This window comes from Streptomyces sp. NPDC037203 (assembly GCF_055605065.1).
This window is the reverse complement of the sequence record NZ_JBVJUC010000012.1, coordinates 62,595-75,710: the sequence shown is the minus strand read 5'-3', so window position 1 is coordinate 75,710 and position 13,116 is coordinate 62,595. Positions and strand designations below refer to the sequence as shown.

General features: G+C 73.4%; 4 protein-coding genes. 1 reads left to right on the top strand and 3 read right to left on the bottom strand.

Going from position 1 to position 13,116, the window contains the following annotated elements; translation table 11 throughout:
- Positions 1–9: 9 nt before the first annotated feature.
- The 3 genes from ACZ7EC_RS27430 to ACZ7EC_RS27420 form a co-directional block, all read right to left on the bottom strand.
- Positions 10–5,511, bottom strand: a complete 5,502-nt coding sequence (locus ACZ7EC_RS27430; RefSeq protein ID WP_471066948.1) for a beta-ketoacyl synthase N-terminal-like domain-containing protein — start codon at positions 5,509–5,511, stop codon at positions 10–12.
- Positions 5,512–5,630: 119 nt separating this feature from the next.
- On the bottom strand, positions 5,631–6,461 hold the full coding sequence (locus tag ACZ7EC_RS27425; RefSeq protein WP_471066671.1) for a polyketide synthase dehydratase domain-containing protein: 831 nt from the start codon (positions 6,459–6,461) through the stop codon (positions 5,631–5,633).
- Positions 6,458–11,326 carry a beta-ketoacyl synthase N-terminal-like domain-containing protein gene (locus ACZ7EC_RS27420; protein WP_471066669.1) on the bottom strand — a complete coding sequence of 1,623 codons (4,869 nt, stop codon included), beginning with the start codon at positions 11,324–11,326 and terminating at the stop codon, positions 6,458–6,460. Before ACZ7EC_RS27420 ends, ACZ7EC_RS27425 begins: the two co-directional genes overlap by 4 nt.
- Positions 11,327–11,587: 261 nt before the next feature.
- On the opposite strand from ACZ7EC_RS27420, the gene ACZ7EC_RS27415 reads away from it, so the two are divergent.
- Entirely contained in the window at positions 11,588–13,087 is a 1,500-nt protein-coding gene (locus ACZ7EC_RS27415) for an SDR family NAD(P)-dependent oxidoreductase (protein ID WP_471066667.1), read from the top strand.
- The last annotated feature ends 29 nt before the right edge of the window (positions 13,088–13,116 follow it).

The window sequence follows — 13,116 nt, the reverse complement described above, 5'->3', positions numbered from 1 at the left end:
CGCCCCCCCTCAGTTCAGTTCGAGGACGGTGAACGGCGCGGCGGCCGGCGCGGGCGCCGGGGCGCCGTGCCGGGTCGCCGCCGGGGCGCTGCCGTCGATCGCCACGGACACCGCTTCCTCCAGGGCCACGAGGACGTCGCCGTTCTCGTCGGTGAAGAAGAAGTCGTAGGTGCGGGTCCTCGGGGAGGAGCCGCCCGGCCGGGTCACGCAGTGGCAGTACACCGCCTCGGTGCGCGGGGCCCGCACCACGGTCAGCCGGCCCAGGTGGCAGGGGACGAACACCGGGGCGTCGGGCGTCCGTTCGGCCGCGAGCAGGATGGACAGCTGCATTCCGCAGTCCAGCAGCGCGGGCGACAGGCCGTACCCCCAGTCGTGGTCCACGTGGAGGAAGGCCCGTACCGTGTCCGGTCCGACCTCGGCCCAGCGCACACCGCGCAGCGGTTCGCCGTAGTCGTAGCCGAGCCGCCGGAAGGCGTCGTAGATCTCCGTCCTGGACTGCCTGCGCGTGGCGGCGGGCAGGTCGGGCGGGCTCCCGACCGGTGCGGGCGCCCCTGCCTCGGCGGTGCAGTACACGTCGCCGGTGACGCGGTCGACGAGCGACATCTCGCCGCCGCGCTCGCGGACTTCGAGGGCACCGGGGTCGGTGATCGGCTTCTGCCACAGCACGTTGCCCAGCGCCCGGCCCTCCGCCCGGTCGGCGAGGACGGCGAGCGTCCAGGCCGCCGGCGCCATGGCCACGCCGTCGATCCGGTGGGCGGACACCAGCGTGGCGAGGGAACGGAAGCCGGACTCCGCGGAGTCGACCCAGTGGCGGTGGCGCAGGAACGGGTAGGCGGGCAGTTCGACGGGGGTGGTCCTCGGGTAGTAGCGGTCCCAGTCCGGGGTGCCGCCGGACTCGTACAGGGCCGCGATGTCCTCGGCCGTGCGGGCGGTCAGTTCCGCCGCCGCCGGGGCCGGCGCGGTCCCGCGCCGGGGCCGGCGCGGCAGGTCCCGCTCCAGGGCGCGGACCAGCTCGTCCTGGTCGCGGCAGACGATCGCGACGCGGTGCGCGAAGCTGTCGCGGCAGCACGCGAGCGTGTAGGCCAGGGCGTCCATGTCCACGCGCCGCCCGCTCAGCCACTCCCGCAGCCCGTCCATGGCCAACTGGAGCCCCGCGGCGGTGTGGTGGGAGAGCGGGATGACGTAGCGGTCCCGCCGCGGGGTGGCGTTCGCCGCGGGCGCGGGGGGCTCGGGCACTCCGCGCAGGACGACGTGGGCGTTGGCCCCGCCCGCGCCGTAGGAGCTGACGGCGGACACCAGGGGGAGGTCCGCGGGCCAGCGCTCGGTCCGTGCGGCGAGCGTGAACGGGGTGGCGTCGAAGTCCAGGTGCGGGTTGGGGGGCTCCGCGTGCAGCGAGGGCACCAGGGAGCCGTGGCGCATCTGGAGCACCGCCTTGAGCACCCCGCTCAGGCCGGCCGCCGACTCCAGGTGGCCGATGTTGGACTTCACCGAGCCCAGCCGGATGCGGCCGGTGCCGGCCGCCGCGTAGGCCTTGGCCAGGGACCGCAGCTCGATGGGGTCGCCCAGCGCGGTGCCGGTGCCGTGGGCCTCGACGTACCCCACTTCCTCGGGGGAGGTCCGGGCCGCGGCGAGGGCCTTGGCGACGAGCGCGGACTGGGCCTCGGGATTGGGCGCGGTGTAGCCGTTCGCCCGGCCGCCCGCGTTGACCGCCGAACCGCTGATGACCGCGTAGACCCGGTCGCCGTCGCGCAGGGCGTCCTCGGCGGGCCTGAGCATCAGGCTGATGACGCCCTCGCCGTCCACGAAGCCGTCGGCTCCGGAGCCGAAGGGACGGCACTCCCCGGCGCGCGAGAGCATCTCCAGCCCGCACAGGAGCTGGTACTGGCGGGGGTGCGTGATGAGGTTGACGCCGCTGACGACGGCGCGGTCGCACTCGCCGGTGCGCAGCGACTGGCAGGCGAGGTGCAGCGCGGTCAGGGACGCCGAGCACGCGGTGTCGACGGCCATGCTGGGCCCGTGCCAGTCGAAGTGGTACGAGGCGCGGTTGGCCATCGACCAGAACGCCGAGGTGGGTGGCTGCGCACCGGGCTCGGTGGTCGTGTGCCAGGCGTATCCGCCGTTCATGACGCCGACGAACACTCCCGTGTCGCTGCCGGCGAGCCTGGCCCGGCTGTAGCCGGCGTCCAGCATCGCCAGGTAGGTCTGCTCCAGGACGAGGCGTTCCTGGGGGTCCATGCGGGCCGCGTCGTGCGGGGTGAGGCCGAAGAAGGTGTGGTCGAAGGCGTCGATGTCGTCGACGAAGGCACCGCGGTCGGTGTACGACAGGGGTGCGGCGCCGTCCGTCAGGCGGGTGCCGAAGCGCTCCGGGGGCACGGTGGAGGTGCAGTCCAGGCCGTCGAGCAGGTTGTCCCAGAACTGCCGGACGTCCGACGCCTGCGGCAGCCGCGCGGCGATGCCGACGACGGCGATGTCGCCGGGACGCGGCGCGAACTCGCCCTGCTGCGGGGCGGTCCGCCCGGCCGGCGCGGTGGCCTCGGTCTGCTCCGGCCGTACCGGCTCCTCGGCAGTGGCGGGGGCGGCGGTGGCGGCGCCGAAGGACTCGGCCACCGTGTCGGCGTACTCGGTGACCAGGAACTCCACCAGCCGATCCACCGTCGGATACTCGAACCACACCGTCGCGGGCACATACCCCACCCGCTCACGCAACGGCTTCAGCAACTCCATCGAGATCAGCGAATCGATCCCCATGTCACGGAACGGCCGGTCGCACTCCACCTCCGACACATCCAGCCGCATCGTCCCCGCGATCACCTCACGCACGAACCCCTCCACCGCACCCCGCACATCGACGGCCCCCACCGCCTCGGGAGCCGGGACGGCGGCGGTGGCGGTGGCGGTGGCGGCGCCGAAGGACTCGGCCACCGCGTCGGCGTACTCGGTGACCAGGAACTCCACCAGCCGATCCACCGTCGGATACTCGAACCACACCGTCGCGGGCACATACCCCACCCGCTCACGCAACGGCTTCAGCAACTCCATCGAGATCAGCGAATCGATCCCCATGTCACGGAACGGCCGGTCGCACTCCACCTCCGACACATCCAGCCGCATCGTCCCCGCGATCACCTCACGCACGAACCCCTCCACCGCACCCCGCACATCGACGGCCCCCGCCGCCTCGGGAGCCGGGACGGCGGCGGGCGGCTCGTCCGCCGGGCCGGCCAGCGCGACCAGGACCTGCTGGCCGTCGCCGCCGTGGGGCCGCACCGCGCCGAAGCCGGCCTCGTGCATGAGCGAACGCCACTGGTCGCTGGAGAGCAGGGGGCTGTGCTCGATGCGGTACGGGTCGTTGCTGAGCCACCAGCCGTCGGTGAGGCCGAAGGTGAGCGTGGCGTAGTCCTGCCGTGCCGTGATCTCGTTGAGGACCAGGATCCCGCCCTCGCGCAGCGCCTTGCGCACGTTGCGCAGCGTGCCGGGGACGTTCGACGTCGCGTGCAGGACGTTGGTGGCGACGACGACGTCGAAGCGGCCGGTGTAGTCCTCGGGCGGGTTCTCGATGTCGCAGATCTCGTAGGTGAGGAACGGGTAGTCGGCGCCGAAGGCGTCCCGCGCCTTGTGCAGGAACGCGTAGGACAGGTCGGTGAAGTGGTAGTCGACGCCGTGCGGGTCCAGCTCCGGCAGCACGAACCCGGTGGTGCTGCCGGTGCCGGCGCCGATCTCCAGGACGCGCAGCGGGCGCCCCGCCGAGCGGCGCTGGTAGGCGGCGACCACGCGGGCGCAGATCCGGTTGAAGTAGTCGGCGATGGGGTTGCTCTGGTAGACGGGCGCGACCAGTTCGAAGGACCCGTCGGGAAAGAGCACCTCCACCGCGTCGGTGGCGCCGCTCAGCACGTCCGGCAGGTGCTTCAGGCACCGGTCGAGCAGCTTGCAGTGGCCCTCCAGCTCCGGGTACCGGCGCAGGAGTTCGTCCAGCGGCAGGGAGTGCGCCGGCGGCATGGCCGCGATGGCGTCCCGCAGCTTGGCGTATTTGGCGATCGCCGTCGCCGGCAGCGGCACCTGCGCCAGCCGCCACCGGGTGTACGCCTCCAGCCGCTCGGCGAGGTCCCGGTTGTGCGCGACGTCCGTGTCTTCGTCCCTGAAGGCCGGCACCACGTCGTCGAGGACGGTCGCGGAATCGGCGGACGACACCGTGGCGGCGGGCTTGTGCGGCGTGATTCCCATGCGCTCCAACGCCTCTTCCGTTCCTTTCACACAGGTGATCCGTCGGTGCTCGGACGCGAGGAACCGCTCGATGACGGCCAGCCCCTCGGCAGGCTCGATCGAGCCGATCCCCAGCCCTTCCATGCGCGCGCGGTACTCCGGTTTCGCGACGACGCCTATCCCGCCCCAGTAGCCCCAGTTGACGACCTTGGCGTCGATCAGCAGGGCGTGGTCGAGCAGGTCCGCGCAGGCGTCCTTGGCCACGCACGCGGCGGCGTAGTTGCCCTGCCCGGCGCTGGCGATGTAGGCCTGCACGGAGGAGAAGAAGAGGCAGAAGTCGAGGTCCCGGCCGCGCAGCGCCTCGATCAGATGGCGGGTGCCGTGCAGCTTCGGGCGCAGTACGTCGTGCAGCACCCGCTCGCTCATGGTGGCGAGGGCGGAGTCCTCCAGCACCAGCGCGGAGTGCACCACGCCGTGGACGACCTCGTGGGCGTCGAGCGCGCGCTTGAGTGCCGGGCCGTCGGCCAGGTCGGCCTGGTGGTAGTGGACCGCGCGGGCACCCGCCTCGCGCAGGGCCTGCGCGGCCGGGGCGAAGTCCTCGGCCGGGCGGCGCCCGATGACGACCACCTCGGCCCGGTGGACGGCGGCCAGGTACTCGGCGAGCAGCCCGCCCAGTCCGCCGGTGCCGCCCACGATGACGTACGTGCCCCCGGTGCGGAACGCCGAGCGGGCGGGCCAGGCCGGGAGGGACGCCGGTTCCATGGACGCGACGGCGTACTCGTCGCCGCGGACGCACACGGGCTTGTCCGGCACGGTCGGCAGGGGCCGCTCCAGGGCCTCGGACAGCGCGGCCGCGGTGAGGTCCGCGAGGCAGAAGCAGCGCACCGACCAGTCGGGCCGCTCCTTGGCGAGGGCCTGTGCCAGGCCGACGTACACGCCGTCCACCGGATGCGTGGCGGCGGTGAACAGCGGGCTGGGCACCGCCTTGTCGGTGAAGACGTCGAGGCGGACCCGCGGCCAGCGGTCGAGGGCGTGCACGAGGCCGAGGAACGCCGTGAGATCGGCGTCCCGGATGCCGTCGGCCCAGGAGGTGCGGCTGACGAACACCAGGTGCTCGTCGGCGGCCGGAGCGGCGGCGAGCGAGGCGATCGCCGCGTCGTCGAGCAGCAGCACCCTGCTGTCCGGGCACTGCTCCGTCAGCTCCTGGTGCAGCCGGTGCTGTCCGGGCGGCACCAGGAAGGTGCGCGGTCCGTCCTCGCCGGTGCGCGGCCGCTCCAGCCGGCCGTGCGTCCACTGCGGGGCGAACACCATCGAGTCCACGGCGGCACGGCGAACCAGCGGGACATCGGGGCGCGCTGTACCGGACGCGGAATCTCCGCTTCGCCATTCGTTGCGACTCAACAAAATCCCCTATGCCTAGGACGCCGGATTCAAAGAGCGGGTTTCACACCGAGGTCGAATACCGACAGAAGCGGTTCGTAATCCTCGTCGAACAAAGTGAAGTTGGTCCTGAAGGGGGAGAGTTTTTCCGTCAGGACGAAAGCGGAACCGAGCGGAAAGCGCGGCGGCGCGTGAAAGACCATATGGCCCATGGAGAAGGGCATCAAGCTGTCACGGTGCTCTCCGATGGAGATCGCCATGCCCGACTGGAAGGCGCAGTCGAGAAGGTTGACCAGCCCGATCCGGGTGCCGTCGTTGTGCGAGAGCCAGGCGAGCGACCGCTGTCCGTGCCGCTGCACATAGCTGTTGCGGCGGAAATACGGGCCGTAGTCGATGCCCATGTTCGAGAATTCTTCGTAGATTTCCGCTCGGGTGAGATGGGACCGGGTGTGCGCGCAGATCTCGTCGCGTACCTCCAGTCCCACCGCGACCGCGCGGTCCTGCGGTTCGAAAAGGAGGGTGCCCATGGCGCAGAGCGCGCCGCGGTTGGTGACGGTGTAGTCCGTCTCCCGAGCGCCGGGTGCGGTGCGGAAGGCGACGGACAGCTCGTCCAGCGGCTCGTCGCCGACGATGGGACGCAGCCAGGCGGCGTCGCGGACGGCGAACGGCCGCGCGCCGGGTCGGACCCGGGCGGCCCCGCGCAGTGCCATCTCCAGGCAGGCGACGCCGGGCAGCACGCGCCGGCCCTGCACCAGGTGTTCAGCGAGGTAGGGGTGGCCGGTCTCGATCGGCACCCGGAAGGTGTCCGGTTCGCCGGTGTCGAGCAGCCGCGGTGGCTCCACCGCCGCCGGGCCGGCGGTCTGGTCGGCTCGGGTCGTCATGCCGTCCGCTCCTCGTCCGTGAACCACAGGTCCGTCTCCTCGAACGGGTAGCCGGGCAGCCGCAGCCGGCGGGGGGCGTCGGCGGCGAACAGGGCCTGCGTGTCGACCGGGCCGCCGGCCAGGAACCGGTCGCGGGCCGACTCGGGGGTCGCCTGCCACACGCCGCCTTCCCGCTCCGTGCGCGGCGCGTGGCGCGGTTCGCCGGCCGTGCGCAGTGCGCGCAGGAGTTCCTCGCCGGAGGACGGGCACCACGCCAGACGGCACGGCAGGTGCTCCCGGCGGCACAGGGTGTACGAGAGGTCGAGCAGGTCGTGGTCCGAGAGCGGACCGGACCGCTCGACACGGTCGAGCAGCGCGGCCGTCAGACGGCGCAGCGCCTGCGGGGTGCGCGCCGACAGCGGGACCAGCCGGGGGCGCGGGGAGACCGGGCGCCGGGCGGCGCGGCCCGGCGGCGCGGACAGGACGACGTGCGCGTTGGACCCGCCGAAGCCGAAGGAGCTGATGCCCGCGACGAGTTCGCCGCCGTCCTCGCCCCAGGGGACCGTCTTGCGAACCGCCTCGAAGGGCCCCTCCTCCAGGGCGATGCCGGGGTTGGGGTCCTGGAAGTGCAGGTTGGCCGGCAGCGTCCGGTGCTCGAACGCCTTGACCACCTTGGTCAGGGAGGCGACGCCCGCGGCGGGCTCCAGGTGCCCGATGTGGGACTTGACCGCGCCGAGCCGGACCCGGCCGCCCGCGGACCGCGGCACCAGGTGCCGCCAGGCCCGCTTCAGCGCGTCGATCTCGATCGCGTCGCCCAGTGCCGTTCCGGTGCCGTGGGTCTCGATGTACCCGGTGCGGGCGGCGAGTTCGGGCGTGTAGGCGTCCAGGAGCAGGCGGTACTGGGCGTTGGGGTTGGGCGCGGTGAGCGAGTTGGCGCGACCGCCGTGGTTCTCCGCCACGCTCTCGACGACCGCCCGGATGTCGTCGCCGTCGGCGAGCGCGTCCGCCAGCCGCTTGACCAGGAAGGTGCCGTAGCCCTCGCCGCGCACATAGCCGTCGGCGGCGGCGTCGAAGGTGGCGCAGCGGTGCTCCGGGGAGAGGAACCGCGCGGCGTGCAGTCCCTCGTTGATCTGGGAGTCGAGGATGAGGTTCACGCCGCCGACCAGGGCCGCGTCGCACACCCCGGCGCACAGGTCGCGGCAGGCCCGGACCAGCGCCACCAGGGAACCGGAGCAGGCGGTGTCGAGGACCGCGGAGGGGCCGTGCCAGTCGAACCAGGAGGAGACGCGGTTGGCGATGAGGCTCAGCGAGTGCCCCACCAGCGAGTACGGGATCTGCCGGGCGTCCGCGCGGGCCTGGAGCAGCGCGTAGTCGTTGCCGGTGGCCGCGATGTAGCACCCGGTGCGCGAGCCGCTCAGGTCGGAGGGTGCGTACCCGGCGTCCTCCAGGGTGTGCCAGGCGGACTGGAGCAGCAGCCGCTGGCGGGGGTCCATCCAGCTCGCCTCGCGTGGCGAGATGGAGAAGAACCTGGCGTCGAATCCCCTGACGCCGGGGAGGAATCCGGCGAACTCGCCGGGCAGGCCGCGCCCGGCCGGTGCGGGTGTGACGCAGTCCCTGCCGTCGAGCAGGGTCTGCCAGAACGCGTCGGGGTCCGGGCCGCCGGGCAGGACCGCCGAGAGGCCGACGATGGCCAGCCGGCCGTCGGCGCCGGGACGGCCGTCGGCCGGTTCCGGTCGCGGCGCGGCGGCCGGCCGGGCCTCCGGCCGTTCCCCGGTCCGCCCCTCGGACAGCCGTGCGACGGTCTCGGCGACGTTGCGCAGGGTGTTCATCCGGTAGAAGTCGTGCGCGTGGACGGTGATCCCGTACCGCTCGCCGATCCGCGCGGCGAGGATGTTGTAGCCGAGCGAGGTGACGCCCTGGTAGCCCAGGGGCCGGTCGGCGTCCGGCTCCGGCAGGCCCAGTTCGGCGGCGACGAGCCGGCGCAGCTCGCCGAGGAGGTCCGGGCCGTCCGCCGCACCCGTGTCCGGGCCGTCCGCCGCGCCGGTGTCCGCCGCGGCGCGCGCCGCGTCGGCCGGCCGCTCGGACGCCTCGTCCTGCGGGTACAGGTCCAGCGCGGACAGGGGGGCCTCGCTCAGCTTTCTGACGTCGGTCTTGCCGTTGGCCGTCAGCGGGATCCGGGTCAGCCGGTGCACGGCCTGCGGCACCATGTAGTACGGCAGGGTGTCCCGCAGGCGTTCCCGGACGGCGGCGGCGTCGAAGCTCTCGCCGGCCGGCAGCCACACGAAGCAGCGCAGGTGCGGCTCGGGTTCGGGTCGTACGACGGCGACGACGGTCGCGGACGGCACCCGTGCCGTCACCGCGGCGGCCACCTCGTCCAGTTCGATCCGGTGGCCGTTGACCTTGCGCTGGCCGTCCTTGCGCGAGACGTAGGTGACACGCGCGGGGCCCTCGTAGCGGACCAGGTCGCCGGTCCGGTAGGACGGCGTTCCGTCGGGCAGGCTGCCGAAGGCCGTCGCCGGGGCGTTGAGGTACCCCTGGGCCACACAGTCGCCGGCGATCATCAGCTCGCCCGCCATGCCGGGTGCCACGGAGCGGCCGTCGGCGTCCACGACGTAGAACCGGGTGCCCAGCGCGGGCTCCCCCAGGTGGATGTGGCCGGCGTCGGTCACGCGCTGCCAGCTCGCCCAGATGGTCGCCTCGGTCGGGCCGTACATGTTGTAGACGGCCGCGCTCTGGCTCAGCAGGTACTCCGCGAGGTCGCGGTCCAGCGCCTCCCCGCCGCACAGCAGGGTCATGGGCCGCCGGGCCCGCCAGCCGGCCGCCTTCAGGATGCGCCAGGTGGAGGGGGTGGCCTGGACGACGGTGGCGCCGGCGGCGTCGATGTGCTCGGCCAGCAGGGCCCCGCTGCTCCTGGTCTCGTCGGAGAGCATCCGCAGGCGCGCGCCGCACAGCAGCGGCAGCAGGATCTCCAGCAGGGAGATGTCGAAGCCGATCGGGGTCAGGGCCACGATGCGGTCGTCCGGGCCCATCGAGGGGTCCTGGCGCACGGAGTGCAGGAAGTTGGCGAGGTTGCCCTCGCTCACCGCCACGCCCTTGGGGTTCCCGGTCGAGCCCGAGGTGAACATCACGTAGGCGGTGCGGTCGCCGTCGGCCGGGGTGGAGGGCCGGATGTCGGCACGGTGCGGGCCGGCGGACGGGGCGGGTGCGCCGTCCACCTCCCGCCTGGGTATGCCGGGGAACAGCCGCGCCGCCCGGTCACGGGTCGCCGCGTCCACCAGGATGACGCCCGGTTCCGCGGCCGCGGCCATGTACGCCAGTCGGGCGTCCGGCAGCCGGGGGTCCATCGGTACGAACGTCCGCCGCAGCGCCAGCGCGGTCAGATAGGCGACGGGGATCGCCGCCGAGCGCTCCAGGAACACGCCGACGGGCGCCGTGCCGGGCCGGGCCGGGGTGGCGTCGCCGAAGAGGTCCTGGCCGAGCCGGTGTGCGGCGTCGAGCAGTTCGCCGTAGGTGAGCGAGCGGTGGTCGTCCACGACGGCCACCCGGTCCGGGTTCTGCCGGGCGGTCCGGACCAGCGCCGCGCCCAGGCCCTCGCCGGTCCCGGCGGCCGGGACCGCCCCCTCGGCCACCGGCTCCAGGGGGCGCGACAGGTCGCACTGTGCCGTGGGGCGGTGCGGGTCGGCGGCCACGAACCGGGCCATGCGCAGGAAGTTGGCCGCCAGCGCGGACAGGGCCTCGGGCGAGAGCACGTGCGTGGCGGAGTCGAAGGAGAGGTGGATGCCCTGCTCGTCGGAGCTGAAGTTGACGCTCAGGTCGCTGGAGCTGCCGGTGTCGGGCTTGCGGACCCAGGAGACGTCCAGCCCGCTCAGCCGCGGAACCGCGGTCGGCAGCATCGCCGAGGACGCGTTCACCACGAGGTTGAGCGCGCTGCCGCCCTGGTCCACCGTGCGGCCGTGCTCGCCCGCGGCCAGGGCGAGCAGATCGGACACCGGGAAGCCCTGGTGGTCCCGGAGGTTCTCGCGCTGGGCGCGCACCTGCTCCAGCAGCGACAGCGCGTCCCGCTCCGCCCGGACGTCCAGCCACAGCGGCAGCAGATTGGTGTGGCAGCCGTACGGGGCTCCGTACGGCCGGGTGTCCACGGTGTGCGCGACGACGACGCCGCGCTCGTCGTCGTCGCCGTAGGCGTGCACGAGCGCGCCGGTGACGCCCACCACGAACTGCAGCAGGCTCAGCTCGTGCCGGCGCAGGAACCGGTGGATGTCCTCGGCCTGGTCGCCGGTGATCGTCTCCTTGACCGAGATGCGCCGGCCGTCGCGCCGGGGCTCCGCGGCGGAGAAGGGCAGCGGCTGGTGCAGGGGGCGGCCGGCCAGCATCGAACGCCAGTAGGCGGCGTCCGCGCCGTCGCCGGAGCGCGGCACCGCGCCGAACTGCCTTTCGAGCACCGGGGTTTCGCCCTCCCAGCAGGCGCTGAGCGCGGCGCAGAACGGCGCGTAGCAGCCGCCGTCGAACACCACGTGGCTGAAGTCCAGGCGGAGCAGCAGCTTCTGCGGGGACACCCGGCAGTACCGGAAGCGGAACAGCTCCTGTCCGGTGGGGTCGATGCCACCGGAGTCGAGGAGCACGTCCTGCCGCTCGCACCGCCGCAATATCCGCCGGGGCAGCGGACGACTCTTCGCGATCAGTTCCCCGCCGACTTCGGTGAAATAGTCGAGAAGGCGCGGGAAAGCCGTGGAAACCACTTCCCGAAGTACGTCTTCGAGCCGGTCGGTGTCGACTTCTCCGGTCAGCGCGTACACATAGCCGACGGTGAGTCCCGGATCATCGGGATTCCGCTGGTACCGATACCATTGAAAGCGCTCGTAGGCGCTTGCCTGACGCTCCGTCATGCAGACACAGACCTTTCAACCGCCGAGGCCACCGAATAATTGGTACACCGCTCCGGTGCATCTGCACTCGAATCCCGGTAGATCTTGCGGGCGGGCGCCCCACCGCGCCCATAATGCCGTGCGGGAATCCGCCGTCACCAGCATGCACGGGAGCCCTCGCGCCGTGCGGTGTTCAACTGCGGCCGTTCCTCGATTGAACACCCGCGAATGCAGCGGTACTCAAGCGTCCGGTCTTGCGGACATCCCATCGGAGGTATCCACGTGCTGCTCTCGGAAGACGACGTGGCGCTGTTCGCGCGGGTGAGCGGCGATCACAACGCGCTGCACTGCCGGCCCGATTACGCCCGCGGCACGCCCTTCGGCCGGACGGTCGCCCACGGCGTCCTCGCCGCCCTGGGGACGCTGGAGGAACAGGCGCCCGAGGGCGCGGGCGCGGGCGGGATCGAGGTCGACTTCGGCAACCCCGTCTTCCCCGGCGTGCGTTACCGCTCCGAGGCGCTCGGCGGCGTCCGGGCCGGCGCGGGCCGCCGGCTGCTCGACGGGGACCGCGCCTGCCTGACGGTACGCGTGCGCCCCGGCACCCCGCCGGACGTGGAGCCGCTGCCCGCGCCGCCGGTGCGCACGGCACCCCGGCACACCATCGGGGAACTGCCGCCGGGCACCACGGTGTCCGGCACGTACGGCCCGGACGGGCTGGACGCGCTGTGCGACCGGTTCCCGGTCGCCTCCAGGCTGCTCGGGCGGCTGCCCCTGGCCTGTCTGCTGTGGTCGAGCCACCTCGCCGGGATGCGTCTGCCGGGTGAGAACTGCCTGCTCGGCCGGGTGGCGCTGGACTTCCGGCCGGTGGCCGTCAGCGGCCCCGCGCGCCTGTCGTACACCGCCCGTGTGGTCCATGCCGACCCCCGCTTCGGGCTGCTGACGATCGCCGGGGAGGTCTCGGCAAACGGCGTGGTCGTGGCCGTGGCCGAGATCGAGGCGATGGTCCGCGAGCCCGCTCCGCTGGCCACCTCGGCCGCGCTGGGCGCGCATCTGAGCCCGTCCACCCGGCTGCGGGGTACCTCGGCCGTCGTCGTCGGGGGCAGCCGCGGACTCGGCGCGGCGCTCTCCCTGGCCCTGGTGTCGCAGGGATGCGAGGTCTTCGTCGGGCACCGGGGCACGCTGCCGCAGAGCCTGCTGGACGACGCCGGCCGGCTGCCGGGGCTGCTGCGCTCCGCGCCCGGCGACGCCGCGGACCCGCGCTGGAGCGACGGACTGCGCGCCCGCGTCGAACAGGAGCGCGGCGGGCTCGACTTCCTGGTGTGCAGCGCGGCGCCGCCGCTGCGCACCCTCGGCCTGGCCGCCACCGACCTGGACCGCATGGACGCGTTCCTGACCGGTTCGCTGCGGCTGGTCAGCGCGCCCCTGGCGGGGCTGCTCCCGCTCCTGCGGCCGGAGCGGAGCAGTTGCCTGGTGGTCTCCTCGGCCGCCCTGCACGAGCCGCCCCGCGACTGGCCGCACTACGTCGCGGCCAAGTCCGCCGTCGAGGGCCTGGTCCACTGGGCGGCCCGGCACCATCCCGGCGTGGGGTTCCTCCTCGCGCGGCCGGGGATGCTGTGGACCGAGCAGACGAACTCGCCCAGCGCGCGGGAGACGGCCGGTCCGGTGGAACCGGTGGCGGCGCGGCTGGTGCGCCGCCTGCTGGACCCGCCGCCGGCCTCCCCGGTCCCCGAACTGATCGCCCTGCCCGCCGAGCCCGTCGCAGCGGGGCCGGGTGTTCCGTAAGGCGGCGCCACGAGGCCCGGTGCCGCAAG